Genomic DNA, 26,552 nt, shown 5'->3' on the forward strand with positions numbered 1-26,552 from the left:
TATTCAGCTGCGAGGCATACAAGATAGACCAAATTGGCCACCTAGCGCTACTATGACTTGATGCAATAACCCGTTAGCCCTACCTTCTTAACCAATTCCTTTGGGGCGACTCTGTGGGTAAGCTGTGGATAATTTCGTAAACCTCGTCAAACTTTCGGTCGGGTCCGACAGCGTCGACACGCTGATGGCTTGGCAGGACAGCCGCAAGCCGCTTTACGCGGATGGCTGCCCGCGCCACGTGACGCGCATGTGGCCAAAGCGCGAGGCCGAGATCCTGAACGGAGGTTCGATCTATTGGGTGATCAAAGGCGTAATCCAATGCCGCCAGCGTATCCTGCGCCTTGATGAGGTACGCGGTGAGGACGGTATCCGTCGCTGCGCCATTGTTCTCGACCCCGAGGTGCATCGCACCCAGAACGCGTTAAAACGCCCCTTTCAAGGCTGGCGTTATCTGAAACCCGAAGACACCCCTGCCGATCTTCCAAAAACGCGTGAGCAGGACGACGCCCTGCCCGACGACCTGAACCGCGCTCTGGCCGAAATCGGCATATTGTAGTCAGCGCAGGCGATCCAACAGCTCGGACAAAACCGCTTTGTCGCCAGCATCGTAGCTCGCCACACGGCTGCGCCACAGGGTCGCTTGCGATTGCAGGATGAGACCGTCCGACAGGATCTTCAGGTGATTGGCCCGCAATGTTTCACCGGTCGAGGTGATATCGGCAACGGCCTCGGCGGTTTCGTTCATCACGGTACCTTCGGTCGCGCCCTGGCTGTCGACCAGAGCATAGTCGGCCACCCCGGCATCGGTCAGAAACTCACGCACCAAACGGTGGTACTTGGTCGCAATCCGCAGCCGGTGACCATGTGTTCTGCGGAACGCAGCGGCGGCTGCATCCAGATCGTCCAGCGTATCCACATCCACCCAACAGGCAGGAGTGGCGATGATCAGATCCGCCTTGCCAAAGCCAAGCGCGGCAATTTCTTCAACCTGTTGTTCCCAGCGCGGCAGCTTTTCCTGCACAAGGTCAACGCCCGTGACCCCCAGGTGAATACGACCCGCAGCCAGTTCACGCGGGATTTCCCCCGCCGACAGCAGGATCAACGAGACATCCTCGATCCCCTCGACCTTACCCGCATATTCCCGATCCGACCCGCTGCGCGACAGAGTGATGCCGCGCTTTTCGAACCACGAGAAAGTTTTCTCCATCAACCGGCCCTTAGAGGGCACGCCCAGTTTCAGGCTCATTGCGCGTCCTCCTCGATCTCAAGCATCAGGTCGGGGCGGATGACGCCGCCAACAGCCGGGATTTCTTCGCCACTGCCCAACTGCCGGGTCAGCGCATCATAGCGCCCGCCAGTGGCGATCGGAGGCAGATCGGGGCGACCTTCGGCGTAAAAGCCAAAGACAAACCCGTCGTAATACTCCATCGAGGTCCGGCCATACGCAGCCTCGAAATCCAACCGTTCAACATCCACACCCCGCGCCTGCATCGCTGCGATCCGGGCTTCAAGCCGATCAAGAGCCTGCGTGATTTGCGGCAGGTCGACCGCCACATCGCGCAGCTGTTCAAGCGCGAATGGCATGGTCTCACGCACATTCAACAACGTCTCCAACCCGGCCAGTTCGTTGTCTGAGATGGGGGGCGTGTCGCGATCTTCACGCAGCGCTTCAATCCGCGCCTCGATCTCGGACGCACGACGCTTCCCGATCATCGGAATGTCGTTGTCCAGAGGATCTGCGGCATTCAGCAACGCGTCTCGCCCTTCGGGACCGGGTTTGCGGCCGGCAAACCGATCCAGAAGAATACGGAACCGGCGGGGGCGCCACAGATGTCGCATCAGGGCGGTCTTGCGACGCTCGGTCGTGCGAAGGCCCTCGACGGCTGCGGTCAGAATTCCGATATCCCCGGTCGCTGCCCGCAAAGGCAGACCCCGCAACTGCAAAGCAAACAGCGAGAACACCTCGGCGTCCGCACCGGATGGGTCGTCGCGATCAAAGACCTCATAGCCCACCTGGATATATTCATTCGACCGATCCGGGTCATGTTCCTGACGGCGAAAGACCTCTCCGGAATATGTATAGCGCGCGGGTTCTGCGCCGTCGCTCATGTGCATCTGCACCACCGGCAGAGTGAAATCCGGGCGCAGCATCTGCTCGCCCCGCAGAGCGTCCGACGTGACATAAGCGCGCCCGCGGATGTCTTCGCCATAGAGGTCCAGCAAGGTCTCGGCCGGTTGCAACAGAGGCGTATCGACCACCTGCGCGCCTGCGGCCTCGAACCGGACACGCATCATCGCGGCGCGGGCCTGTATCTGGGAACGGTTGGCCATGGCTCAGTCCTGACTGTCCAGAATTTCGCGCACTTTTGCGACCAGATCACCGCGCGGCACTTCGAACTGGCTGGGGCGTTCTTTCCATTCCTCCAGCGTGGCGCTTTCGGCAATTTTCGCACCGAGGATCAGGTCTTTGATCTGAACGATGCCATTCGCCTTTTCGTCACCACCTTCGATCACTGCGATGGGAGAATTCCGTTTGTCCGCATATTTCAACTGATTGCCGAAGTTCTTCGGATTGCCCAAGTAGACTTCGGCCCGAATGCCGGCATTCCGCAGCTCAGCCACCATCGCCTGATAGTCGGCCATACGGTCGCGATCCATAACGGTGACGACCACAGGCCCTGTCGCCTGCGCGCTGAGACGACCCTTTTCGCGCAAAGCGGCCAGCAGGCGGTCAACACCGATCGACACACCCGTCGCAGGCACTTCCTGCCCGGTAAAGCGCTTGACCAGATCGTCATAGCGCCCGCCACCCGAGACCGACCCGAACTGCCGCTTGCGGCCTTTCTCGTCGAAGATCTCAAAGGTCAACTCGGCCTCATAGACGGGGCCGGTGTAGTAGCCCAAGCCACGCACGACCGACGGATCAATCTCGATCCGGTCCGAACCGTAGCCGCCTGCGTCCAGCAGTGACCCGATCTGTTCCAGTTCGGCAATACCGTCTGCACCGATCTTGCTGTCACCAACGGCCGCGCGCAGGTTCGCAAGCGTTCCGGCGGTATCCGCAGCTTTGGAGGTCAGGAAGGCAAGCACAGGCTCGGCCTGATCATCGCTCAGACCCACACCGTCGATAAATGCACCCGAGGCATCCAGACGGCCTTTGGTCAGCAGTTCGCGCACACCGGCCTCACCGACCTTGTCGAACTTGTCGATGGTGCGCAGAACGTTGTCGCGGGCGGCGGCGTCTTCACCCAGCCCCATTGCCTCAAGCACACCGTTCAGAACCTTGCGGTTATTGACCCGCACCAGATAGTCGCCGCGCGGAATGCCGACAGTCTCCAGCGTGTCCGACAGCATCGCGCAGATCTCGGCATCCGCAGCCATCGAGGCGGTGCCGACCGTATCCGCATCGCACTGATAGAATTGACGATACCGCCCCGGCCCCGGCTTTTCATTGCGCCAGACCGGACCCATCGCGTAGCGGCGATAGGGCGTCGGCAGGTCGTTGCGGTGCTGAGCGTAGACGCGGGCCAGAGGCGCGGTCAGATCATAGCGCAGGGCCATCCAATCACCGTTTCCGCCCTCGTCAAATTCCTGCCACGCAAAGACGCCTTCGTTCGGGCGATCCACGTCGGGCAGGAATTTGCCCAGCGCCTCGACAGTCTCGACCGCGCTGCTCTCTAACGCGTCGAACCCGTACCGATGATACACGCCCGCAATCGTCCGCAGCATCTCGGTGCGCTGCGTGACTTCCTCGCCGAAATAGTCACGGAACCCTTTCGGCGTTACGGCCTTGGGGCGGGGCTGTTTCTTGGGCTTGGCCATCGGGGGCGTCCTTCACGGGTCATGTTCCGCGCGCGGTCTATCTCATGGCCCGCATCGGGGCAAGGCGCGCTTTCGCTGGTCTTGGCTTTGCAGGCCCGCTATGACCGTCCCTGAAGGAGACCCAAATGCAGCATCTGGAAGAACAGATCGCCCACCTGACCCGCACGGTCGAAGAGCTGAACACCGTCGTCACAAGCCAGCAATCCGAGATCGACCGCCTGACGCGCCGCGTCGAAATGCTGCTGCAGCGCGAGGCTGAACGGGCGCAAGAAGGCTCGGGCGGGGTTGTGTTTGGAGACGAACGCCCACCCCACTATTGAGAGGCTTCGGGATGGAGAGCCAAGGCATGGATGACCGCTGCGTGTGGATTGCCACGACGATGAACGGCATCAATATTGAATCTGTGCTGCGCAAAGAGTTCGGTGACAGATGGAAAGCCAGACGGTCTGCGGAAGATGTCGAATGGTCCAACCGGATGGTGGATGAGGCAGCTCAAACATGGAGACGTGGAGACGTTTTGACCGCCGAGCAAGTCGGGGTCGTCTGGTTCTACAATTCCAAAGCTGAATACCACACCGATCCTTTTATCAACGGCGGTGGCTACCCGCTTGTCTCAGAAACCACCAAATCGGTCCTGGAGCAGTTCGATCTGGGGCATACGGTGTTTCACCCGTTGAGGCTGTTGGACCCGACAGAAACAGTGCCGACAACGTCCGAACCTTACTACCTTCTCAACGTGTGTAACAAACGATCCATGGGAAACTATGAGGCTCTGGGTCCAGAAGGAGACCTTCGCGCGCCACTCAACTGTCGAGGGGGCGGAGTTGTATATCTTCCAAGAGGCGGTAAGGAAAAAGACCTAGTGGTTTTACCCGAGGCACTGAACGGCCCGGATATCTGGATTGACCCCAAAGTCCCTAGTATCCTCTTCCTCTCCGAAGCCCTCGCCTCGGGCCTGAAAACCGCCGGAGTGGACAAAGGCTGGGGGCTGGTCCGGGCGTCGGTCGGCACGCTCTAGCGCCGACTGCCGAGACCGCCAAACTCACAACCCCAGCGACGATTTCACCGCATTGTCGACAACCCCACCCAGAAGAGCGTTTTTATCCGCAGCACAACCCTCGGACAGAGCGGCAATGAACGCTTCGCGCAGTTGCGCTTTGTCTTCATCCGTGGCGGCGTGGTCTTCGATATTGATCTGACGATTATAGAGCGACAGGGCCGTCATTTTGCCCACGACCTCGACCACAAAGGCCTCATCCCCGTCCGCCTCTTCGGCGATTGAGGCGCAGGTGTAGTGCATGACAGGCAGGGCATCTTGCACCATCTGTTCGGCGGCTTCGTCGGCAAAAGTACAAACCGGAGCCACCAAAAGGGATGCCAAGACAACAGGCTTGAGAGTTTTCATCCGCATTGCAATCACTTCCAGTTATGTCCGATAATCGCACCGGCCACACCGCCGATTGCCGCGCCCTTGCCGTCACCGATCAGGGCCCCAACTCCGGCGCCGATCAATGCGCCTTCGATTGTCTGTTTTTTCTTTTTGTCATCTGCAAAAGCCGCAGTCGCCACAGATAGCGAGATCACCCCCGCCAATACCAGCGCTTTGGAGCCCATAGCTGAAAGTGCCAAACCCTAACCCTCCTGTTTCACCTGTCGCAGAGTGTGCTGATACAGCCTAGCCGGGTGACATCACTGTGGCAACAAAGCCGGGATCAGACCTCTTCCACAGACAGAACGCCATCCAGCGACTTGATCGCGCCTTTGATCTGCGGGTTGATCGGGAAGTCCTGCCCCAAATCCATCTCGACATCGCCTGGCAGTCCTGGGTCCATCAGACACAGCTGGATCGGCCCCTTGGCAGCCCCCTTCGCAGCACTGGCGGCATCCGCTAGCACGGTTGCCACCGTGGGCAACACCTGCGGCTGATCGACGAAAATGCGCAGGCCGGTCGCACCCGCCTCGGCCACAACCGAATCCACCGGACCAACCGAACGACCCAGCAGTTTCAACTGATCGGCCTCCATCGTCGCTTCGGCGGTCAGAACCACCTGCGCGCCCGTCTCAAGATACTCGCGCGACTTCTCCAGCGTTTCCGAGAACAGCGTGACCTCATACGCACCGGTTGGGTCCGAAAGCTGCGCAAAGGCAAAGCGGTTACCTCGGGCCGATTTCCGTTCCTGCCGGCCGGCAACAACCCCGGCCATCTTCGCGATCAGAGGGCCAGAGCGGGCTTTTTCCGTCACCTCATCCAGGGTCAGCACCTGTTTGCGTTTCAGCGCAGGCATGTAGTCGTCCAGCGGGTGGCCCGACAGGTAGAACCCGATGGCTTTGAACTCTTCGCTCAGGCGTTCGGCAGGCAGCCAATCCGGCGTCGGCGACAGGCGCGGTTCGGGCAGGTCGTCCCCGGCCTCACCAAACAATGACACCTGGTTCGAGTTCTTCTGTTCGTGGATCGCCGTCGAATACTGCACAAGCGGATCGAGGCTTTCGAACACGCGGCGGCGGTTCTTGTCCAACTCGTCGAAGGCCCCGGCCCGTGCCAGCATCTCCAACGGGCGCTTGCCGACCTTTTTCAGATCAACGCGGCGGGCAAAGTCGAAGAGGTTGACGAAAGGTTTGTCGCCCCGACCGCCGACCACAAGGCTCATCGCCTCGACACCGACGTTTTTCAACGCGCCCAGCGCATAGACAAGATGCCCATTGTCCACATCAAACGTGGCCTGAGAGCGGTTTACACAAGGCGGGATATACGGCAGCTCCAATCCCTTGCGGACCTCTTCAAAGTAGACGGCCAGTTTATCGGTCAGGTGGATATCGCAGTTCATGACGCCTGCCATGAACTCAACCGGATGGTTCGCCTTCAGCCAGCCGGTCTGATAGCTGACCACCGCATAGGCGGCCGCGTGGGATTTGTTGAATCCGTAGTTGGCGAATTTCTCCAAAAGGTCGAACACCTCAGAGGCTTTCTTGGCATCCACGCCATTTTCCGCCGCACCCTTTTCGAATTTCGGGCGCTCGGCATCCATCGCCTCTTTGATCTTTTTACCCATCGCACGGCGCAGCAAGTCAGCGCCGCCAAGCGAGTACCCGGCCATCACCTGAGCGATCTGCATCACCTGTTCCTGATAGACGATGATGCCCTGCGTTTCCTCAAGGATATAGTCGATCAGAGGATGCACGGATTCGATTTTCCGCTGCCCGTTCTTGACCTCACAATAGGTCGGGATGTTCTCCATCGGGCCGGGACGGTACAGCGCAACGAGGGCCACGATATCCTCGATACAGGTCGGCTTCATGCGCTTGAGCGCGTCCATCATGCCCGAGGATTCCACCTGGAACACCGCTACCGTTTTGGCCGCGGAATAGAGCTTATACGTCGCCTCATCATCCAGCGGGATGGCGTTGATCTGGTTCTCGGCCCCTTCAGCTGGTTCATAGAGTTCTGTCCCGTCCGCCGCGACATGCAGAGGCCGCCCGGATTTGAAGATCAGATCCATCGCGTTCTGGATCACAGTCAGCGTTTTCAGACCCAGAAAGTCGAACTTCACCAGCCCGGCCTGTTCCACCCATTTCATGTTGAACTGGGTCGCAGGCATATCGGAGCGTGGATCCTGATAAAGCGGTACCAGCGCGTCCAAAGGCCGGTCGCCGATCACAACCCCCGCCGCGTGGGTCGAGGCGTTCCGCAACAGCCCTTCGACTTGCTGGCCGTAATTCAGCAACCGCTCCACAACCTCTTCATTCCGCGCTTCTTCGCGCAGGCGCGGTTCGTCCTTCAGGGCCTTTTCGATCGAGACCGGCTTCACTCCCTCAACCGGGATCATCTTGGACAGCCGGTCGACTTGCCCATAAGGCATCTGCAAAACCCGCCCGATGTCACGCACGGCAGCCTTGGACAGCAATGCACCAAAGGTGATGATCTGCCCCACCTTGTCACGCCCATATTTCTGCTGAACGTAGCGGATCACTTCTTCCCGGCGATCCATACAGAAGTCGATATCGAAGTCGGGCATTGAGACCCGCTCAGGGTTCAGAAACCGTTCGAACAGCAAGCTGTAGCGCAGCGGGTCAAGGTCGGTGATCGTCAAGGCATAGGCCACCAGAGATCCCGCACCCGAGCCCCGCCCCGGCCCCACCGGAATGTCATGATCCTTGGACCATTGGATAAAGTCCGCAACGATCAGGAAATAGCCGGGGAACCCCATGCCTTCGATGATCCCAAGCTCAAAATCCAGACGTTCCTGATATTCCTCGGGCGTCACCGCATGAGGGATCACGGCCAGACGTTTCTGCAGACCCTCATTCGCAATGCGGCGCAGTTCGGCCACTTCATCATCGGCAAACTTGGGTAGGATCGGGTCACGACGATAGGCCATAAAGGCGCAACGGCGCGCGATCTCGACCGTGTTCTCGATGGCCTCAGGCAAATCTGCAAACAGGGTCACCATTTCCTGCTGCGACTTGAAATAATGCTGCGCGGTCAGACGGCGGCGACCGGCTTGCTGATCGACATAGGCCCCCTCGGCGATACAGATCAGCGCATCATGGGCCTCATACATATCCGAGGTCGGAAAATAGACGTCATTGGTGGCGACCAGAGGCAGGTTCTTGGCATAGGCCATCTCGACATGGCCGCGCTCGGTCAGGCGCTCTGCCTCAGGCTGGCCGTCCTCGCCCGGATGGCGTTGCAGTTCAATATACAAACGATCCGGGAACATCCCCGCCAACCGGTCGACCAGAGCCTCAGCCGCCGGGCGCTGACCTTGCTGCAGCAAAATCCCCACTGGGCCTTCTGGTCCACCCGTCAAACAGATCAGACCCTCCGACCGATCCGCCAGCTCCTCCAACGTGACCTGCGGCAACTGCCCGCCCTTGTCCACATAGAGGCAGGAACTGAGCTTCATGAGGTTCTCATATCCAACCTCGGACTGCGCCAGCAGCACCAGAGGCGCAGGCGCTTTCGGCTTCTCACCGGGTTGCGGCTGCACATAGGTTAGATCAACCTGACAGCCCATGATCGGCTGTATCCCTGCCCCGCTGGCAGTGACAGAAAACTCCAAAGCCGAGAACATCGAATTGGTGTCGGTCACTGCAACGGCGGGCATCTCTGCCTTCTCGCAAAGGCCGGGCAGCTTCTTCAGCCGCACAGCGCCTTCCAGCAGGGAATATTCAGTGTGAACGCGAAGGTGAATGAATCGAGGGGTACTGCTCATACCCCGCAAGTTATCCCAGTCAGCAGCGACGAAAAAGCGGGAACCGACTCTGTGGACTGCTTAAAAAATCAGCAGAGATTATTCTGATTTTTTAGAAGGTGCTTCGGGCCAGACTCGGCACCGCTTCAAAAATGGTCTTTATTTACAAGTGCCTGACTTCTAAACAACTGCAACATTCACAGGCCGTGCGGGTCCAATGGTGCATCATATAGGCAGTTTTTCTTGCCAGATAAGGTGCGCTGTTTCTAACATCTGACGGCAAGCACTTCGCCCGCCACTCTTTCTACGTCGCATCGAAGGAGGGCCCAACGGGCGCAACCGGGTAAGGCGACGGGTTTCACGAATGGACATCACGTTTCTTCTGAACGGAGAGACAGTGGAGCTGACGGATGTCAGTCCGACGGTCACCCTGCTTGACTGGCTGCGTGAGGAGCGTGGCCTGACCGGCACGAAAGAAGGCTGCAACGAAGGCGATTGCGGCGCCTGCACCGTGATGGTCACCGACGAGGGCAGCGCCAAGGCATTGAACGCATGCATCCTGTTCTTGCCCCAACTGCACGGCAAAGCCGTCCGCACCGTCGAGGGCGCAAGCGGCCCAAACGATGAACCTCATCCAGTCCAGAGCGCAATGGTCGACCTGCACGGCTCACAATGCGGCTTCTGCACCCCCGGCTTTGTGATGTCGATGGTTGCCAGTCACGCAAATGGCGCAACCGACCACGACACCCAACTGGCGGGTAACCTGTGCCGCTGCACCGGCTACGCCCCGATCATCCGCGCCGCGAAAGCCGCCGAGCCGCAACCCGTCCCGCATTGGATTACCTACGACCAATCCTTCTCTTGTTCAAAAATACCTCGGGGGGAGGCCGCAGGCCGGGGGGCAGAGCCCCCCTTTCTTCCCACGTCATCCGACGAATTGGCGGAAGTCTATGCCCAGCACCCCGACGCGACACTCATCGCCGGCGCAACCGATGTCGGCCTCTGGGTCACCAAGCAATTGCGTGAGCTTGACCCTGTGATCTTCCTCAACGGCTGCGAAGACCTCAAACAGATCACAATCACCGACGACGAAATCCGCTTCGGGGCAATGGTCGACATGAACCGGATGGGCGAGGCTATTGCTGATCTCCACCCCTCCTACGCTGAAATGATCCGTCGCTACGCCAGCGTTCAGGTGCGCCACGCAGCCACCGTCGGTGGCAACATCGCCAACGGCTCACCCATCGGGGACAACCCGCCTGCGCTGATCGCTTTGGGTGCAACTCTGCACCTTCGCAAAGGCGACACCCGTCGGTCCCTTCCTTTGGAAGAGTTCTTCATCGACTACGGCAAACAAGACCGCGCGCCCGGCGAATTTGTCGAAGCCGTCAGTTTCCCGCGTCAGGCGGATCGACTGAAGGCTTACAAACTCAGCAAACGATTCGATCAGGATATCTCGGCCGTTTGCGGGTGTTTCAATATCACCGTCTCAGAGAGCACCGTCACCGAAGCGCGCATTGCGTTTGGCGGGATGGCTGGTACTCCGAAACGGGCAACCCATGTCGAGGCCGCACTGATCGGCAAACCCTGGACGCGCGAGGTGATTGACGCCGCGCTGCCCAGCTTTGCCGAGGATTATTCACCACTCACGGACATGCGCGCCTCGGCAACCTATCGGCTGGAGACTGCCAAAGCGATGCTGGAGCGGTATTTCCTGGAAGATCAGGGCGAAGTGACAGACGTGCTGAAGGTGACGGCATGAGCGTGACCAAACCCCTCCCCCACGACGCGGCCCCGCTGCATGTGGCCGGCGCCGCACGTTACGTGGATGACATGCCGACGCCAAAGGGCACCCTCCATCTGGCCTTTGGCCTGAGCCCGATTGCCAAAGGTACGATCACCGCGATGGACCTGTCGGCGGTGAAATCTGCGGATGGCGTGGTGCAGGTGATGACGGCCGAGGATCTGCCTTTTGCCAACGACGTCTCTCCCTCGATCCATGATGAACCACTACTGTCGGATGGCACGGTTCACTATATCGGTCAGCCCGTGTTTCTGGTCGTCGCCACCAGCCATCTCGCTGCCCGAAAGGCCGCGCGGTTGGGCAAGATCGACTATGCCGAAGACACCCCGATCCTGACCATCGAAGACGCTCTGGCCGCCGACAGCCGTTTCGAGGATGGCCCCCGCATCTACGCCAAGGGCGACGCGGATGCCGCCATCGCCACTGCGGCCCATGTCATCGAAGGAAGCTTCGAGCTTGGCGGGCAGGAGCATTTCTACCTCGAAGGCCAGGCGGCGCTTGCCGTGCCGAATGAAGGCGCGGATATACTGGTCCATAGCTCAACCCAGCACCCGACCGAGATCCAGCACAAGGTGGCCGATGCACTGGGCGTTCCCATGCACGCAGTACGGGTTGAGACCCGTCGGATGGGCGGAGGGTTCGGCGGCAAGGAAAGCCAAGGCAACGCTCTGGCAGTGGCTTGTGCTATCGCCTCGCGCGCAACCGGCAAGGCCTGCAAGATGCGCTATGATCGCGATGATGACATGATCATCACCGGCAAGCGCCACGCGTTCCGCATTTCCTACAAAGCCGGGTTCGATGAAAACGGCCACATACAAGGCGTTTCGTTCCTGCACCACGCGATCTGCGGCTGGGCGCAGGACCTGTCTCTGCCTGTCGCAGATCGTGCGATGCTGCATTCGGACAACGCCTATCTGCTGCCCAATGCGCGGATCGAGAGCCACCGGCTGAAGACCAACACCCAATCCGCCACCGCCTATCGCGGGTTCGGAGGCCCTCAAGGCATGGTCGGGATCGAGCGTGTGATGGACCACGCTGCGCACGAACTGGGTCTGGATCCGGTCGAGCTGCGCCGTCGGAACTATTATGAACCCGCCCACAAGGTTGCTGAGGCTGCACCGGCAGAGAAACCGCTGGGCCACCCTGACCCGCATGATGACCTGACCAGCCGGGGGGCAGTTGAGATGGGCGAGGCGCCCGTGCGCCCTCTGCCTGCAGGCGGCAACACGACGCCCTACGGCATGGAGGTCAGCGATTTCGAGCTGCATGGCATGACCGAAGCGCTGCTGAAATCCAGCGACTATGCCGCGCGCAAGGCTGCCATCGAAAAATGGAACACCGAGAACAGTGTGATCAAGAAGGGTATCGCATTTTCTCCGGTTAAGTTCGGGATTTCCTTTACGCTGACCCACCTGAATCAGGCGGGTGCGTTGGTGCATGTGTATCAGGACGGCTCGGTCCACCTGAACCATGGCGGCACCGAGATGGGGCAAGGCCTGTTCCAGAAAGTCGCACAGGTCGCGGCGTCGCGCTTTGGCATTCCGCTGGAGATGGTCAAGATCACCGCAACCGATACGGCCAAAGTGCCCAATACCTCAGCAACGGCGGCGTCTTCGGGCAGTGACCTGAACGGCATGGCGGTCAAAGCCGCCTGCGACACGATCCGCGACCGCATGGCCGACTATCTGGCCGAGCGTCATCAGGCCGACCCGTCGACTGTTACTTTTTCGGACGGTCACGTCTCAGTCGGTGCGGAACGCTATACCTTCTCTGAGGCCGCCGCTTTGGCCTACCAGGGCCGCATCAGCCTGTCAGCGACCGGGTTCTACAAGACGCCAAAGATCGAATGGGACCGGATCGCAGGTCGGGGGCGTCCGTTCTTTTACTTCGCCTATGGGGCTTCTGTGACCGAGGTGGCCGTGGACACGCTGACCGGCGAAAACCGCATCCTGCGCACCGATATCCTGCATGACGCGGGCGCATCTCTGAACCCGGCGCTCGATATTGGACAGGTCGAAGGCGGCTATGTCCAAGGTGCAGGCTGGCTGACGACCGAGGAACTGGTCTGGGATGGCAAGGGCAATCTACGCACGCATGCGCCCTCGACCTACAAGATCCCTGCCTGCTCGGACCGGCCCGACATCTTCAATGTCGCGCTTTGGGGTGGCGAGAACCGCGAGGAAACGATCTATCGCTCAAAAGCGGTGGGTGAACCGCCATTCATGCTGGGCATATCGGCATGGTTGGCCCTGTCGAATGCGGTCGCAGCCTGCGGCGACAGCTATCCGGCCCTGGATGCACCCGCCACGGCCGAAGAAGTCTGGCGCGGTGTCCAGCGGATGAAAGGAGGCATCTGATGGGATTTGATCTGGAGGCTTTGAGGGAGGCGGTCAAAACCCACGGGAAAGTCACCCGCGTGGTCATCGCCGCGATCAAGGGGTCGTCCCCACGCGAGGTTGGCGCTTCGATGCTGATCTGGCCGGATGGCCAGAGCGGAACGATCGGCGGCGGCACGTTGGAGTTTCAGGCTGCCGAAGCCGCACGGGTCCAATCCCAACCCGCCCGTCTGACCCATCACGCGCTTGGCCCTGAATTGGGCCAATGCTGCGGCGGTGCAGTTTCACTGTTCAGCGAGGTCTTTGATCAAAAGGCACTTGAAGCGCTCGACGACACGGTCATAGCGCGATCCGCTTCTGCAGGCGAAATGCCTCTGTCCGTGAAACGGTTGCTAGCAACTGCGCGTGGTCAGGGAATTGCCCCCTCACCGCAGATGATTGACGGCTGGATGGTGGAACCCGTTCACAAGCCAACCCGAAACCTGTGGATATGGGGCGCGGGACATGTAGGCCGTGCGCTGGTCGATGTTCTGTCCCCCCTGCCCGACATCGCGATCACATGGGTCGACACCGGACCCGAGCGCTTCCCAGCCTCGGTGCCGACAGGTGTCACCACAGTTCCAGCGGCCAAACCAGCTGAACTGGTGCGCCATGCACCGTCCAATGCCGAGCACCTTGTGCTTACATATTCACACAATCTGGATTTAGAGCTATGCAACCGGCTGCTTTCGCATGATTTCCGCTTTGCGGGGCTGATCGGCTCGGCTACGAAATGGGCGCGATTCCGGTCGCGGCTGGCAGCTCTTGGGCATTCACCTGAACAGATCAGCCGGATCACCTGTCCAATCGGCGATCCCGCTCTGGGCAAACACCCGCAAATGATCGCCGTTGGCGTCGCCGCGCAGCTTCTGCGTCCGGCCCGACAGACTGAGTTGAAGAAGGACCTGAGCGCGTGACCACTCCTCTCTTAAGCCTGCAAGGGCTGACCAAAGCCTATCCCGGCGTCGTGGCCAATGATCAGGTGTCATTCGACATCGGCGAAGGCGAAGTACATGCGCTTTTGGGCGAAAACGGCGCGGGGAAATCCACGCTGGTCAAGATGATCTATGGGCTGGTGAAGCCCGACAGCGGCACCATGATGCTGCGCGGCCAACCCTTTGCCCCAGCGGAACCCCGCGCGGCGCGGGCGGATGGGATTGCGATGGTGTTCCAGCACTTTTCGCTGTTCGATGCGCTGAACGTGGCTGAGAATATTGCGCTGGGGATGGAGAATCCGCCGCCGATGGGCGATCTGGCCTCGCGGATCCGCGAAGTGTCCGAGACCTACGGCTTGCCGTTGGACCCGTACCGCACGGTCGGCGATCTGTCCGCGGGGGAGCGTCAGCGGGTCGAGATCATCCGCTGCCTGCTGCAGGACCCCAAGCTGCTGATCATGGACGAACCAACCAGCGTACTGACCCCGCAAGAGGTCGAGATCCTGTTTGAAACGCTGAACAAATTGCGGTCTGAGGGCACCTCGATCCTGTATATCTCGCACAAGCTCGAAGAAATCCGCACGCTGTGTGACCACGCTACGATCCTGCGTCTGGGCAAGAATGTCGGCGAGTGCATTCCGGCCGAAACATCAGCGCGCGATATGGCCGAGATGATGGTGGGATCAACGCTGCAAACGCCCGAACGCTCGGGCCGTGAATTCGGCGAGGTTGCGTTGGATGTCAGCGGTCTATCGGTGCCGTCGCCTTCGGAGTTTGGAACGGCGCTGAAGAACGTCCATATGACGGTCCGCAAGGGCGAGGTTCTTGGCATCGGCGGTGTTGCTGGCAACGGTCAGGATGAGTTGCTGGGCGTGCTGTCCGGTGAGATTCAAACCGCTGCTGACGCGATCAAGTTCAATGGTCAGCAGATCGGCAAACTCGGGCCCACTGCCCGCCGGAAACTGGGCGTGCTGACTGCGCCCGAGGAACGTTTGGGCCATGCCGCTGCGCCGGATATGAGCTTGACCGAGAACGCCCTGCTGACCGGGTCGGTGCGCGAAGGTTTGGAGAACAAAGGGTTCCTCAAATGGTCCGAGACCAAAAGCTTTGCTGAAAAGATCATCAGCGCGTTTGACGTCAGAACGCCCGGCCCTGAAAACGCAGCACGGTCGCTATCAGGCGGGAACCTGCAGAAATTCGTGATCGGTCGGGAAGTCTTGCAGAACCCTGAGGTGCTGGTGGTGAACCAACCGACCTGGGGTGTGGATGCCGCTGCGGCTGCGTCGATCCGGCAGGCCATTCTGGATCTGGCGGCCAAGGGAACGGCGGTGATCTGCATCAGTCAGGATTTGGACGAGCTGATGGAGATCTCGGACAGTTTTGCGGCACTGAACGAAGGGCGGCTGAGCGCGCCTCGGGAGACAACAGGCCTGACCGTTGATGAGATCGGCCTGATGATGGGCGGTGCCCATGGCATGGAGGTGGCGCATGTGTGATTTGTCGCGTGGCCTTCGGCGAGAGTATTTGGAAAAAGATGAAGACGGGCGGGGAATAAGTACATGATTGTGTTGGAGAAACGACCGCAACCGTCGAAAGCGTGGTCCTATGCGACCCCCGTGGTGGCGGTGATTGCCACGATGGTTTTTGGCGGCATCCTGTTCGCCATTCTGGGCAAGAACCCGATTGAAGCCATTGGCACCATCTTTTGGGAGCCCCTGTTCGGCGAGTTCGCATTTTACTACCGCCCGCAACTGCTGGTGAAAGGCGCGCCATTGGTACTGATTGCGATTGGCCTGGCGTTGGGTTTCCGCGCGGGTATCTGGAATATCGGGGCTGAAGGGCAGTACATCATGGGTGCCATCTTTGGGGCTGGGGCCGGGCTGGCCTTTTACCCTCTGGACGCGTTCTACATCTTTCCGATCATGGTGATCGCGGGCGCGTTCGGAGGCTGGCTTTGGGCGATGATCCCGGCCTTTTTGAAAGTGCGCTTTGGCACCAACGAAATCCTTGTCTCGCTGATGCTGGTTTACGTGGCCGAGCAGATGCTGGCCTCGGTGTCTTTGGGCCTGTTGAAGAACCCCGAGGGGTTTGGCTTTCCCGGGTCGCGTAACCTGCAATCCTATGACAGTGCGCATAATGCCGAGCTGATCGCAGGATCGGGCATGCACTGGGGTGTCGTGACGGCCCTGATCGCAGTGATCTTTTCCTATATCCTTCTGAACCGTCACATGCTGGGCTTTCACATCCGTCTGACCGGTGAAGCTCCGCGCGCGGCGAAATTCGCCGGGGTAAATCCGGCGCGGCTGATCCTGTTCTGTCTGGGCCTGTCGGGCGCTCTGGCAGGTCTGGCGGGGATGTTCGAAGTGTCCGGCCCCTCGGGCGTGGTCAGCATCGACTTTAACGTAGGCTACGGCTTTACGGCGATCATCGTGGCCTTCCTCGGCCGCCTGCACCCGGTGGGTATCCTGCTGGCGGGTGGCTTGATGGCACTGACCTATATCGGCGGTGAAATCGCGCAGTCTCAGCTGGGCCTTCCTGCCGCTGCCATTCAGGTGTTCCAGGGGATGCTCCTGTTCTTCCTGCTGGCATTCGATCTTCTGACAAACTACCGCATCCGTGCGGCACGTAGCGAGGTAGCGTAATGGACCTTGGTGAAATCAATCCCGTCCTTCTGGTCGCCTCGCTGATGGTGGCCGCAACCCCCCTGCTGCTGGCCGCAATCGGAGAGCTGGTCGTCGAGAAAGCCGGCGTTCTGAACCTCGGTGTCGAGGGCATGATGATCGTCGGCGCCATCAGTGGCTTTGCGATCTCGGTCGAGACCGGATCGCCCTGGCTGGGCTTTATCGCATCAGCGATCGGCGGGGCAGTTCTGTCTCTGCTGTTCGTATTGCTGACACAGGTCGCCTTGGCCAATCAGGTGGCCAGTGGCCTTGCGCTGACACTGTTCGGCCTCGGGTTCAGTGCCCTGCTGGGCCAAAGCTATGTGGGGGTCAAACCGCCGAGCATGGGGGATATTCATATCCCGCTGATCAGCGATATCCCTGTTATCGGGCCGATCTTCTTCCAGCATGACCCGATCCTCTATGTCGGCATTGCTTTGACTGCGGGTGTTTGGGCGACGCTGAAATACACGCGTGTCGGTCTGATCCTGCGCGCTGTGGGCGAAAACCACGATGCGGCGCATGCGTTGGGCTACAAGGTGATCAAAATTCGCATCATGGCGATCCTGTTCGGCGGGGCCTGCGCCGGGCTGGGCGGCGCCTATATCAGCCTGATCCGTGTCCCTCAGTGGACCGAAGGCATGACCGCCGGTGTCGGCTGGATCGCTCTGGCGCTGGTGGTGTTCGCCAGCTGGAAGCCATGGCGTGCCTTGCTGGGTGCCTATTTGTTTGGCGGCATCACCGTGTTGCAGCTTAATTTGCAAGCAGCGGGCGTTGCCATTCCTGTCGAGTATCTGGCAATGTCGCCCTACATCATCACGATCCTTGTGCTTGTGATCCTTTCGGCCGACAAGAGCAGCGCACCTGCCTCACTGGGCCGGATTTTCCACGCCTCGCACTAGGGGCCAACTGAACCAACTTGGGGAGTAACACATGAAATTCACGACACTTCTGGCAAGCGCCGCTATGGCGCTGGGTCTGGCCTCGGGGGCCATGGCTGCCGACGACAAGACCAAGGTCGGCTTCGTCTATGTCGGTCCGGTAGGCGACGGCGGCTGGACCTACGAACACAACAAAGGCCGACTGGCCGTCGAGGAAGAGTTCGGCGACAAGGTTGAAACCGTATTTGTCGAATCCGTTCCCGAGGGCCCGGATGCCGAGCGCGTCATGACGCAAATGGCGCTGGAAGGCGCTGACCTGATCTTCACAACCTCGTTCGGCTACATGGACCCGACCATTAACGTGGCGAAGAAGTTCCCGAATGTGAAATTCGAACACGCCACCGGTTACAAAACCGCCGACAACGTCGCGGTCTACTCGGCCCGTTTCTATGAAGGTCGTGCCGTTCAAGGCCACATCGCGGGTAAGATGACCAAGTCGAACATCATCGGCTATATCGGGTCTTACCCGATTCCTGAGGTGATCCGTGGCATCAACTCGGCCTATCTGCACGCCAAGAAGGTGAACCCGGATGTCGAGTTCAAAATCGTTTGGGCCTACACTTGGTTCGACCCTGCAAAAGAAGCTGACGCCGCTACTGTTCTGATCGAACAGGGCGCGGACGTGATCCTGCAACACACCGACTCGACCGCGCCTCAGGCGGCTGCGCAAGAGGCTGGCAATGTCGTGACCTTCGGTCAGGCCTCGGACATGAGCGAATACGCCCCGTTCCCGCGCGTATCTTCGATCATCGATGACTGGGCACCCTACTACATCGCACGGACCAAAGCTGTCATGGATGGCACATGGGAAAGCGCCAACACATGGGACGGCATCCGCGAAGGTATGGTTGCAATCGGCGAGATCTCGGACGCGGTTCCCGCTGATGTCAAAGAAGAGGCTCTGGCGCTGAAAGCGGCCATGGCCGCAGGTGAATACCACCCCTTCACCGGCCCGATCAAAAAACAAGACGGCAGCGACTGGCTGGCCGAAGGCGAGGTTGCTGATGACGGCACCTTGGCCGGCATGAACTTCTACATCGAAGGCCTGGAAGGCGAGATCCCGCAGTAAGCTTCGATCATTTACAAAGAAAAGGCCCGCGGGGAAGCGGGCCTTTTTTATTTGACCCGGTGGGCCTTAGAACTTGCCGTTGTCATGCACCGCTTCCGCCGGGATGGGCGACACAACATCCCAATGCTCGACGATCAAGCCATCCTCGACCCGCCACAGGTCAAAGAACGCATAGGGCGCGCCACCCATGATCGCGTCGGTGGCAACGAAGACGAAGTTGCCCTCAGCAACTGCGAATTGCGGCTCAAACTTGGTGATGACCTGGCCTTGCGCAGCGAACGACTCGATCGCGGCCATCAGCCCGTCCAGACCATCGTCGATCGAGGGGTTGTGCTGCTTATAGACTTCGGGGTTCATGTAGTTCGTGACATTCTCGGGCGCTTGCCCAGCCAGTACATCGCGCACGAAACCCAGAACAAGTTCCTTGTTCTTTTCGGTCTGGTCATGATCCATGATCTCGACCGGTCCGTTAGTCATTCCACGACCCGAGGCCGTGGTGGCGGGCACCGGTTGCAGGTTGTCCCAATGTTCCGCGACTTTGCCATCTTCGACCCGGAAGATATCAAATGCAGCCAGTTGCGATGCGCCGAACGCGTCCGCATTGTCATAGGTGTTGTGAAGCACGACCATATCGCCCTCGGTGATGACCCGGTGGGTGGTGACTGTCATGCCAGATTGTTCGACCAGCGGGATCAGGCCCATCAGGCCCTCGGCGCCCGTCGGGATTTGCGGATTATGTTGGATATAGCCGGACGTCACCATCTGACCGGCCGCCTGTGGGTCATGTTCGACAAAGGCGGCGGAAAACAGAGCGAGTACGATTTCTTTAGGTGTCATGGAAGGTCTCCTCACGATTCGCGTTGTGGTGATAGTTAGTATTAATTCTGCACCACATATCAATTACGCACTTTTAAATCATCTGGTTACTTCAAGGATACCTGTTTGTAATCAGATCTTTAAAACAGGACCGTTTGGTACTAATATCGCCTTAGGTATTCATTTCGAACTTGAGGTCTCCATGCTGCCAATAGGTGTGAACTCAAAAGCCGAGGCATCGGATTGCTCGATCCGGTCCATCCTGTCCAACGTTACGGGCAAATGGCGCATGATCATCATCCTCGCGCTTGAGGATGAGCCCAAACGATTTGGTGAGTTGAAACGCTGTATCGGGGACGTCACCCAACGGGTGCTGACAGAAAACCTGCGTGGATTGCAACGGGATGGCTATCTGACGCGAACGGTCGACCCGGGGCCGCCAGTGGCCGTGTCCTACGAGCTGACACCGCTGGGCCGCAGCCTGCTGGACAGGCTGAAGCCGCTGGTCTTCTGGTCACATGAACAAATGGATCAGGTCAGGACCGCCCGTATGGAATTCGAGCGATCTCAGGAGGGCTAGTCGCCCCAAAGAAACAGGCTTCAGTGCCCGGTTAGCACCAAGGTGTTCACCGGCATCAGAATCAAGCGCAGCCGCAGGCCTGCGGCGTGGACCACTCCGATCGTGTCGACCACATGCAGGAAGGCCTTATTCCAGAAGCCAAGACTTTCATCCTCAAGCTTGTGGTGGTTGTCGGTATAGACATTGGCCAAACAGTTGCTGCCCGGAGGGATGTCATCCGCCATGCCCTTATACAGCGGCTCCATATACACCAGAATGGAACCGGGCACCCGGTTGCTCTGCACGTCCCGTAGCTCATCCGTGGGTCGGATCTGGCCCGATGGGATGACGTCCTGCACCTCGACCACGACCATAGGGATCACGGTGAACGGTTTGGTCATGCAGCCCAATTCGCCGATCATGCCCGGTTTGATGACCTGAGCAGACAGCTGGTTGAACGCAGCCTGAAAACGGTCATGGCCCGAGTGCGAAGGCACCAGAATGCCCGCCGGGCGCAATAGCGGGCTGACATAGTCACCAACCTCCAGACCGAACTGTTCGATCCGACCGGTAACACCCGCGCTGATCACGGTCTTGTCCAGCTCGGTCAGGGCTGCATCCAGCTGCGCATTGGCGCTGGCCAGTTGGGCCGGGATCAGCTCCTCGATCTGCTGTACTACAGCGGCGCGCTGCGACTGGGCGGCGGTGACCTGCGCTTCGCGCTCGGCCACGAGGTTCTCCAACCGCTCGATCTCGGCCAAACGCACCGCGCTGGAGCCTTCGTCGCGCAGTGTGTTGTTGCGCTCTAGGTCTTCGACCGATTGCGCCAAAGCCGCGCGCGCTCCGGCGATCCCGGCATCCGCCTGCGCCAGATCCGTCTCGGCCACTTTCAGTGAGGCTTGAACCTGCGCAATCTCTGCATGGGCCGCCTGAACCTGCGCTTGCTGGGTGAAATCCTCGATCCGGAAAATCGGCTGGCCCGCGGTCACAGTCTCGTTGTTGCTGACGTAGACCTCGGACACCCGCCCGCCCAGTTGCGGCAGGATCGTGACCGTCCGGAAATACGAGGCTGCCGTGCTGGAGGCCGGATGAAAGTAGAACAGCGTGGTGATCACGGTTAGCGCCAGAATGGCACAGGTGGTCAGGCCCCAGCGCAGCTCATACCACATGGTAAATAGGGTGATCTCATGCCCGATCCGCTTGCCTTGGACAAAGCGTCGGAACAGGAAATCCGGCAGCACCGTAATCAGGGCGCAGAGCATTGTTTCGATCATGACTTACTGCTCCGGCGTGGTTTTGGGTTGGGCCGCCGGAGGGGCCGGTTCGGCAGGGGGCTGATGCGCAAGAGACTGCCCGAGTGAGCGAATGGCATCCGCTATGTTTCGCATCGGCGTTGCAAAATCGGGGAATTGGAACCCGGCAACCAGAACGGCCGCGATCCAGAAGATACCGTTATGCGTAAACAGCGCCAGCAGCGCCAAAATGCCCACCAACTGGAACTGCGGGTGATTGTTCTCATGCGCCATTTTCTCGGGCACCGAATGCAGCGTCAGATATCCGACACCAATCAAAACAACCAAAACGACAAAAAACACGACCATTACCGAAAAGAGGTAGTCGCTCCCATCGGCTGCGACGACATATTTTGGGATATGTCCCGTGGCCATGGGATGGAGGTCCGCTGCAGTCACCATAATCTCCTTCTTTTCTATGACGCGTCTTTGGCCGGGTTGATCGCCAAATTCAAGCCTGCTTATAGTTTCCCGAAATCCAAGCATATTCTTATCGCAAGCACCAAGAGCCTTATGACATCTGTTTCATCACAATCCGTCCCGGTCCCCCTGCGATGATCGACTTTCTAATCATCGGCGGCGGCATCGCGGGCCTCAGCGCGGGTGCGCGTTTGTCTGCTCATGGCTCAGTCACTGTTCTCGAGGCCGAGGACGCTTTGGGCTATCACTCATCTGGCCGCTCGGCCGCGATGTTCGAGGAAAACTACGGCCCGCCCTCGGTGGTTGCGCTCAATCAGGCCGGGGTCGACTACCTGCGATCCGCGAACGGAGGCTACCTGACCCCCCGAGGCCTCATGCTGGTTGCAGGCCACGATCAGGCTGACCTGTTTGCCAAAGACGTCGAAGAGCTGAATGTACGCCCTATTTCGCCGCAGCAAGCCATCGACAAAGTCCCGATCCTGAACCCGGACGCTCTCGCCCACGCCGCCGTCAGCGTGGACGCCTTCGACATTGACACCGACCGCCTGATGCAGGACTTCGCACGCGTGATCCGGGGCAATGGCGGCGCGGTCCTTACCCGCCAGGCCGTCACCGATATCTGCAAAAGCGGCCATTGGGTGGTACAGGCAGGCGATGTGTTCGAGGCTAGAAACTTGGTCAACGCAGCCGGCGCTTGGGTGGATGAGGTCGCCGCAATGGCTGGCTTGCCGCCTATTGGCATCGTGCCGAAGCGCCGCTCCATGGCGCGGATTCCCGCACCCGGAGGGCACGATGTTTCCAACTGGCCCATGCTGATGGGACCGGGCGAGGGCTGGTACGCCAAGCCTGATGCCGGGAAGTATCTGGTCTCACCCTCCGAAGCCGAGCCGACAACGCCGCATGACGCCTATGCCGACGATCTGGTTCTTGCAGAAGGTCTGGCGCGGTATGAGGCGGTGGTGACAACACCTGTCACAAGGCTTGAGGCGAACTGGGCCGGGCTGCGTAGTTTCGTGTCGGATGGCACGTTGGTGCTAGGGCCGGACCCACAGGACCGCTCGTTCATTTGGTGCGCGGGTCAGGGTGGATACGGGTTCCAGACATCGCCGGCTGCCTCCTCCCATCTCGCCAGCCTTGTGACGGGCACACCGTCTGAACTGCCTCAGGACATCGTCAATCAGTTGCATGTGGAAAGGTTGCGCTCATGACTAAACGCGTTCTGCCTTCGAATGCCAGCGTCGCGACGCAAGGCGATGGGGCCCGTATGATCGCCCCAGCCGCCAGCCGCAACTCGGACGCGCTATGCGCCTTGCTGGCCAAGATGGCGCCTGCCTCAGGTCGCGCACTGGAAATCGCTAGTGGCACTGGGCAGCATGTTGCCGCCTTTGCGCAGACACTGCCCAACTTGGTCTGGCACCCCACAGAAATCGACCCCGAACGCCGCGCCAGCATCGACGCCTATGCGACGGAAGTCTCCAATATCCGTCCCGCCACCGATCTGGATGCGACCTCCGCAGGCTGGCATGAGGCATTCCAAGAGCAGGACCTGATCGTTCTGATCAACCTGCTGCACCTGATCTCATGGCCCGAAACTGACACGTTTCTCAGCGAGGCCTCACAGGCTCTGAGTCCGGCAGGTCGCCTCATCATCTACGGCCCCTTCATGCGAGACGGCGCTTTGACCAGCCCAGGCGACGAGAAGTTTCACGAAGCCCTGGTCTCACAAGATCCAGAGATCGGGTACAAGAACGACACAGAGATCAAAGCCTGCCTTCAGCACTACGGTCTGCAACTGCTTCACTTGGTCGAAATGCCCTCCAACAATCTGGCGTTTGTTGCTCAAAGGCCGAAAACCTGATCTTCGGTTGGGGTCGATCAAAGCCTGCTGGCGCAGGCTTGCCTCCGGCGGAGGTATTTTTGAACAGAAGAAGTAACGGACGGTTAACTCTGATTTGAGACTGTGGATCTGCGGTACAGGCGGAGGCGCCGATGACCGCAACAGGAGAAGGCCCCCCTTGCCAAAAGCAGGGGGGCTGGATCTTGCACCAGCCCCCGCTTCTTCTGTTTGAAAATACCTCCGCCGGAGGCATGTGTCGCCGCAGGCGGCGCATTCACTCGCGCCGCCGCAGTTTCCCAAGATATCAGCCGTCCTTGCGGATGGTTTCGTTTTTCGGGTCGTAGGGGCTGTCGCAGGTGACGACCGCATCCCACAGCTTGTCCTGAATCTTGACCTTCAGCTTTGTACCTTCAACCGCGAGATCAGGCGTCACATAGCCCATGCCGATGGATTTCTCGAACGCCACCGAGTAACCGCCCGAGGTCAGACGACCCACGCGTGTGCCTTCCGGCGTGTAGAGCGCCTCGCGGCCCCACGGGTCGGCATCTTCCGGTCCGTCGATCAGCAGGGTGCAGCACTTGAAGCGCACACCGGTCTCTTCCAGCTTGGCCTTACCGTAGAAGTCTTTCGACAGGTCGACAAAGCGCGGTAGGTCGGCTTCCAGCGGGGTCGCGTCGCGGCCCAATTCGGTGCCGAAGGCGCGATAGGATTTCTCCTGACGCAACCAGTTCTGGGCGCGCGCACCGACCAGCTTCATACCGTGCTTCTCACCCGCCTTTTCCAGCAGGTCGAACAGGTAGTTCTGCATTTCAATCGGGTGGTGCAGTTCCCAGCCCAGCTCACCGGTATAGGCCACGCGGATCGCGTTGACCGGGCACATGCCCAGTTCGATCTGACGAGCCGACAGCCACGGGAAGCGCTTATTGGACAGTGCGGTTTCCGGATCAGCGTCTTTGATGACCTCTTTCAGAACGTCACGCGATTTCGGTCCGGCGATGGCAAAGACGCCCCACTGGGTGGTCACGTCCTGGATCTCAATATAGCCGAACTCCTCCATCTTGTCCTCGGCCGCTTTGCGCAGATAGTCCGCGTCATATTCGGTCCAGGCGCCAGCAGAAACGATGTAGTAGTTGTTCTCGCCATTGCGGACGATGGTGTATTCGGTGCGGGTGGTGCCATGCGCGGTCAGCGCATAGGTCAGGTTGATACGACCGACCTTGGGCAGTTTGTTGCAGGTGAACCAGTCCAGAAACTGGGTCGCACCGGGGCCCTTGACGACGTGTTTGGTGAAGGCCGATGCGTCGATCAGGCCAACGCCTTCACGAACGGCTTTCGCTTCTTCGACCGCATATTGCCACCAGCCACCACGACGGAAGGAACGGCTTTCCTTGTCGAAATTGTCCGGCGCATCAACAGGGCCAAAATAGTTCGGACGTTCCCAACCGTTCACCCAGCCGAACTGAGCACCGCGCGCTTTCTGGCGATCGTATGCCGGAACGGTCCGCAGCGGGCGGCAGGCTTCACGCTCTTCATCCGGGTGGTGCAGGATGTAGACGTGCTCATAGCATTCTTCGTTCTTGCGGGCCGCAAACTCGGTGGTCATCCAGTTGGACGAGTACCGCTTGGGGTCCAGCGAGGCCATGTCGATCTCAGCTTCGCCATCGACCATCATCTGCGCCAGATAATAGCCGGTGCCGCCTGCAGCGGTGATGCCGAAGCTGAAGCCCTCGGCCAGCCACATGTTGCGCAGGCCCGGAGCGGGACCAACCAGTGGGTTGCCGTCTGGGGTATAGCAGATCGGGCCGTTGAAATCGTCCTTCAGGCCGGATTCAGCGCAGGAGGGCACGCGCTCGGCCATCGCCATGTACTGATCGGCAATCCGATCCAGATCCAGCGGGAACAGGTCGGCGCGGAAGCTGTCCGGCACGCCATGTTCGAACCGCGCGGGAGCGCCGTGCTCGTAGATACCCAAAATCCAGCCGCCGCGTTCTTCGCGGGCATAGGATTCGTTGTCGGCGTCCCGCACGACAGGATGCTCGGGGTTGCCCGCTTCACGCCATTTGACCAGCTCGGGGTCTTTGTCCATGACAATAAACGTGTGCTCGACCGGGATCGCTGGCATCTTTATACCCAGCATCTTAGCGGTGCGCTGTGCGTGGTTGCCCGATGCGGTCACGACATGCTCGGCGGTGATCACCACCTGCTCGTCGGAGGGAACAAGGTTGCCGCCTTTTTCGACCATCTTGGTGCAGGTCACTTCCCAATGCGTGCCGTTCCAGTAGAAGGCATCCGCCTGCATCTTGCGAACGATGTCGACGCCGCGCTGACGGGCACCTTTGGCCATCGCTTGGGTCACGTCAGCAGGGTTAATATAGCCATCTTCGGTGTGATAGATCGCGCCTTTCAGGTCGCCGGTTTCGATCAGCGGCCAGCGTTCCTTGATCTGCTCGGGTGTCAGCCACTCGTAAGCGACGTCACAGGTCTCAGCTGTAGACGCATAGAGCATGTATTCGTCCATACGCTCTTGCGTCTGCGCCATGCGCAGGTTGCCGACCACGGCGAAACCCGCGTTCAGGCCGGTCTCTTCTTCAAGCTGCTTGTAGAAATCAACCGAATATTTGTGGATGTGGGTCGTCGCGTAGGACATGTTGAACAGCGGCAGCAAGCCAGCCGCGTGCCAGGTCGAGCCTGAAGTCAGCTCGTCCCGCTCGATCAACATCACATCATCCCAGCCCGCTTTGGCCAGGTGATAGGCAATCGATGTTCCGACGGCGCCGCCGCCAACGACCAGTGCTTTGACTTGGGTTTTCATAACCGGGTGTCTCCCCTT

At 59.7% G+C, this 26,552-nt stretch carries 23 protein-coding genes; 13 read left to right on the forward strand and 10 right to left on the reverse strand.

Annotated elements, in window-relative coordinates:
* The first annotated feature begins 124 nt into the window (after window positions 1-124).
* The gene (locus J7394_RS05020; protein WP_209251395.1) at window positions 125-556 is read left to right on the forward strand and encodes a DUF1489 domain-containing protein; all 432 of its coding nucleotides are present in this window, start codon (window positions 125-127) and stop codon (window positions 554-556) included.
* Here the strand turns inward: J7394_RS05020 and hisG are convergent, their stop codons facing one another.
* From hisG to hisS, 3 genes are read right to left on the reverse strand one after another with little or no spacing between them, the layout of a single operon-like run.
* A complete protein-coding gene (hisG, locus tag J7394_RS05025) occupies window positions 557-1,246 on the reverse strand; it encodes an ATP phosphoribosyltransferase (protein WP_209251397.1) in 690 nt (229 codons plus the stop codon).
* Window positions 1,243-2,331 (reverse strand): ATP phosphoribosyltransferase regulatory subunit, encoded by a 1,089-nt coding sequence (locus J7394_RS05030; protein WP_209251399.1) that lies wholly within the window; start codon window positions 2,329-2,331, stop codon window positions 1,243-1,245. Before J7394_RS05030 ends, hisG begins: the two co-directional genes overlap by 4 nt.
* Before the next feature lie 3 nt (window positions 2,332-2,334).
* On the reverse strand, window positions 2,335-3,822 hold the full coding sequence (gene hisS, locus J7394_RS05035; protein WP_170480563.1) for a histidine--tRNA ligase: 1,488 nt from the start codon (window positions 3,820-3,822) through the stop codon (window positions 2,335-2,337).
* A gap of 125 nt (window positions 3,823-3,947) precedes the next feature.
* On the opposite strand from hisS, the gene J7394_RS05040 reads away from it, so the two are divergent.
* Complete coding sequence (locus J7394_RS05040) at window positions 3,948-4,142, forward strand: SlyX family protein (protein WP_170384915.1); 195 nt, start codon at window positions 3,948-3,950, stop codon at window positions 4,140-4,142.
* Between the two features lie 26 nt (window positions 4,143-4,168).
* Window positions 4,169-4,840: a hypothetical protein gene (locus J7394_RS05045; RefSeq protein ID WP_209251401.1), complete on the forward strand. Its 672-nt coding sequence runs from the start codon at window positions 4,169-4,171 to the stop codon at window positions 4,838-4,840.
* A 24-nt stretch (window positions 4,841-4,864) separates the two neighbouring features.
* Here J7394_RS05045 and J7394_RS05050 read toward each other — a convergent pair whose 3' ends face one another.
* The 3 genes from J7394_RS05050 to dnaE all read right to left on the reverse strand — a co-directional run bounded on the left by J7394_RS05050 (window position 4,865) and on the right by dnaE (window position 9,035).
* A complete protein-coding gene (locus J7394_RS05050) occupies window positions 4,865-5,233 on the reverse strand; it encodes a YmgD family protein (protein ID WP_247748067.1) in 369 nt (122 codons plus the stop codon).
* A gap of 5 nt (window positions 5,234-5,238) precedes the next feature.
* Window positions 5,239-5,451: a YMGG-like glycine zipper-containing protein gene (locus J7394_RS05055; protein ID WP_247748068.1), complete on the reverse strand. Its 213-nt coding sequence runs from the start codon at window positions 5,449-5,451 to the stop codon at window positions 5,239-5,241.
* Window positions 5,452-5,534: 83 nt separating this feature from the next.
* Window positions 5,535-9,035: a DNA polymerase III subunit alpha gene (gene dnaE / locus J7394_RS05060; protein ID WP_209251405.1), complete on the reverse strand. Its 3,501-nt coding sequence runs from the start codon at window positions 9,033-9,035 to the stop codon at window positions 5,535-5,537.
* Window positions 9,036-9,378: 343 nt separating this feature from the next.
* Between dnaE and xdhA the strand changes: the two genes are divergently transcribed.
* From xdhA to J7394_RS05095, 7 genes are all read left to right on the forward strand, one after another.
* Window positions 9,379-10,776 carry a xanthine dehydrogenase small subunit gene (xdhA, locus tag J7394_RS05065; RefSeq protein ID WP_209251407.1) on the forward strand — a complete coding sequence of 466 codons (1,398 nt, stop codon included), beginning with the start codon at window positions 9,379-9,381 and terminating at the stop codon, window positions 10,774-10,776.
* Window positions 10,773-13,175 carry a xanthine dehydrogenase molybdopterin binding subunit gene (gene xdhB / locus J7394_RS05070; protein WP_209251408.1) on the forward strand — a complete coding sequence of 801 codons (2,403 nt, stop codon included), beginning with the start codon at window positions 10,773-10,775 and terminating at the stop codon, window positions 13,173-13,175. Before xdhA ends, xdhB begins: the two co-directional genes overlap by 4 nt.
* Window positions 13,175-14,110: a xanthine dehydrogenase accessory protein XdhC gene (gene xdhC / locus J7394_RS05075; protein ID WP_209251409.1), complete on the forward strand. Its 936-nt coding sequence runs from the start codon at window positions 13,175-13,177 to the stop codon at window positions 14,108-14,110. The genes xdhB and xdhC overlap by 1 nt, the downstream gene beginning before the upstream one ends.
* Entirely contained in the window at window positions 14,107-15,624 is a 1,518-nt protein-coding gene (locus J7394_RS05080; protein ID WP_209251410.1) for an ABC transporter ATP-binding protein, read from the forward strand. Before xdhC ends, J7394_RS05080 begins: the two co-directional genes overlap by 4 nt.
* A 63-nt stretch (window positions 15,625-15,687) precedes the next feature.
* Entirely contained in the window at window positions 15,688-16,770 is a 1,083-nt protein-coding gene (locus J7394_RS05085) for an ABC transporter permease (protein WP_170460377.1), read from the forward strand.
* Window positions 16,770-17,690: an ABC transporter permease gene (locus J7394_RS05090; RefSeq protein WP_170374475.1), complete on the forward strand. Its 921-nt coding sequence runs from the start codon at window positions 16,770-16,772 to the stop codon at window positions 17,688-17,690. Before J7394_RS05085 ends, J7394_RS05090 begins: the two co-directional genes overlap by 1 nt.
* A 31-nt stretch (window positions 17,691-17,721) precedes the next feature.
* A complete protein-coding gene (locus J7394_RS05095; protein ID WP_170374472.1) occupies window positions 17,722-18,798 on the forward strand; it encodes a BMP family ABC transporter substrate-binding protein in 1,077 nt (358 codons plus the stop codon).
* Between the two features lie 66 nt (window positions 18,799-18,864).
* Here the strand turns inward: J7394_RS05095 and J7394_RS05100 are convergent, their stop codons facing one another.
* Window positions 18,865-19,635 carry a nuclear transport factor 2 family protein gene (locus J7394_RS05100; RefSeq protein ID WP_209251411.1) on the reverse strand — a complete coding sequence of 257 codons (771 nt, stop codon included), beginning with the start codon at window positions 19,633-19,635 and terminating at the stop codon, window positions 18,865-18,867.
* 181 nt (window positions 19,636-19,816) lie between these two features.
* Here J7394_RS05100 and J7394_RS05105 point away from each other — a divergent pair, with 181 nt between their 5' ends.
* Entirely contained in the window at window positions 19,817-20,194 is a 378-nt protein-coding gene (locus tag J7394_RS05105; RefSeq protein ID WP_209251412.1) for a helix-turn-helix domain-containing protein, read from the forward strand.
* A gap of 20 nt (window positions 20,195-20,214) precedes the next feature.
* Here J7394_RS05105 and J7394_RS05110 read toward each other — a convergent pair whose 3' ends face one another.
* The gene (locus tag J7394_RS05110; protein WP_209251414.1) at window positions 20,215-21,447 is read right to left on the reverse strand and encodes an HlyD family secretion protein; all 1,233 of its coding nucleotides are present in this window, start codon (window positions 21,445-21,447) and stop codon (window positions 20,215-20,217) included.
* A gap of 3 nt (window positions 21,448-21,450) precedes the next feature.
* The gene (locus J7394_RS05115) at window positions 21,451-21,867 is read right to left on the reverse strand and encodes a hypothetical protein (RefSeq protein WP_209251416.1); all 417 of its coding nucleotides are present in this window, start codon (window positions 21,865-21,867) and stop codon (window positions 21,451-21,453) included.
* Window positions 21,868-22,019: 152 nt separating this feature from the next.
* On the opposite strand from J7394_RS05115, the gene J7394_RS05120 reads away from it, so the two are divergent.
* Together J7394_RS05120 and J7394_RS05125 are read left to right on the forward strand one after the other, a co-directional pair.
* A complete protein-coding gene (locus J7394_RS05120; protein ID WP_209251418.1) occupies window positions 22,020-23,093 on the forward strand; it encodes an FAD-binding oxidoreductase in 1,074 nt (357 codons plus the stop codon).
* On the forward strand, window positions 23,090-23,743 hold the full coding sequence (locus J7394_RS05125; protein WP_209251420.1) for a DUF938 domain-containing protein: 654 nt from the start codon (window positions 23,090-23,092) through the stop codon (window positions 23,741-23,743). Before J7394_RS05120 ends, J7394_RS05125 begins: the two co-directional genes overlap by 4 nt.
* 283 nt (window positions 23,744-24,026) lie before the next feature.
* On the opposite strand, the gene J7394_RS05130 is transcribed toward J7394_RS05125, so the two are convergent.
* Window positions 24,027-26,534: an FAD-dependent oxidoreductase gene (locus J7394_RS05130; protein ID WP_209251422.1), complete on the reverse strand. Its 2,508-nt coding sequence runs from the start codon at window positions 26,532-26,534 to the stop codon at window positions 24,027-24,029.
* Window positions 26,535-26,552: the final 18 nt, after the last annotated feature.

It is taken from the genome of Ruegeria sp. R13_0 (assembly GCF_017743995.1).
Lineage (GTDB): Bacteria > Pseudomonadota > Alphaproteobacteria > Rhodobacterales > Rhodobacteraceae > Ruegeria.

Bases quoted from the DNA above. Each gene is read 5' to 3' on its own strand.
- hisG (WP_209251397.1), bottom strand. From the start codon at position 1,246: ATGAGCCTGAAACTGGGCGTGCCCTCTAAGGGCCGGTTGATGGAGAAA.
- J7394_RS05030 (WP_209251399.1), bottom strand. From the start codon at position 2,331: ATGGCCAACCGTTCCCAGATACAGGCCCGCGCCGCGATGATGCGTGTC.
- hisS (WP_170480563.1), bottom strand. From the start codon at position 3,822: ATGGCCAAGCCCAAGAAACAGCCCCGCCCCAAGGCCGTAACGCCGAAA.
- J7394_RS05040 (WP_170384915.1), top strand. From the start codon at position 3,948: ATGCAGCATCTGGAAGAACAGATCGCCCACCTGACCCGCACGGTCGAA.
- J7394_RS05045 (WP_209251401.1), top strand. From the start codon at position 4,169: ATGGATGACCGCTGCGTGTGGATTGCCACGACGATGAACGGCATCAAT.
- J7394_RS05050 (WP_247748067.1), bottom strand. From the start codon at position 5,233: ATGCGGATGAAAACTCTCAAGCCTGTTGTCTTGGCATCCCTTTTGGTG.
- dnaE (WP_209251405.1), bottom strand. From the start codon at position 9,035: ATGAGCAGTACCCCTCGATTCATTCACCTTCGCGTTCACACTGAATAT.
- xdhA (WP_209251407.1), top strand. From the start codon at position 9,379: ATGGACATCACGTTTCTTCTGAACGGAGAGACAGTGGAGCTGACGGAT.
- xdhB (WP_209251408.1), top strand. From the start codon at position 10,773: ATGAGCGTGACCAAACCCCTCCCCCACGACGCGGCCCCGCTGCATGTG.
- xdhC (WP_209251409.1), top strand. From the start codon at position 13,175: ATGGGATTTGATCTGGAGGCTTTGAGGGAGGCGGTCAAAACCCACGGG.
- J7394_RS05085 (WP_170460377.1), top strand. From the start codon at position 15,688: ATGATTGTGTTGGAGAAACGACCGCAACCGTCGAAAGCGTGGTCCTAT.
- J7394_RS05090 (WP_170374475.1), top strand. From the start codon at position 16,770: ATGGACCTTGGTGAAATCAATCCCGTCCTTCTGGTCGCCTCGCTGATG.
- J7394_RS05095 (WP_170374472.1), top strand. From the start codon at position 17,722: ATGAAATTCACGACACTTCTGGCAAGCGCCGCTATGGCGCTGGGTCTG.
- J7394_RS05100 (WP_209251411.1), bottom strand. From the start codon at position 19,635: ATGACACCTAAAGAAATCGTACTCGCTCTGTTTTCCGCCGCCTTTGTC.
- J7394_RS05105 (WP_209251412.1), top strand. From the start codon at position 19,817: ATGCTGCCAATAGGTGTGAACTCAAAAGCCGAGGCATCGGATTGCTCG.
- J7394_RS05110 (WP_209251414.1), bottom strand. From the start codon at position 21,447: ATGATCGAAACAATGCTCTGCGCCCTGATTACGGTGCTGCCGGATTTC.
- J7394_RS05115 (WP_209251416.1), bottom strand. From the start codon at position 21,867: ATGGTGACTGCAGCGGACCTCCATCCCATGGCCACGGGACATATCCCA.
- J7394_RS05120 (WP_209251418.1), top strand. From the start codon at position 22,020: ATGATCGACTTTCTAATCATCGGCGGCGGCATCGCGGGCCTCAGCGCG.
- J7394_RS05125 (WP_209251420.1), top strand. From the start codon at position 23,090: ATGACTAAACGCGTTCTGCCTTCGAATGCCAGCGTCGCGACGCAAGGC.
- J7394_RS05130 (WP_209251422.1), bottom strand. From the start codon at position 26,534: ATGAAAACCCAAGTCAAAGCACTGGTCGTTGGCGGCGGCGCCGTCGGA.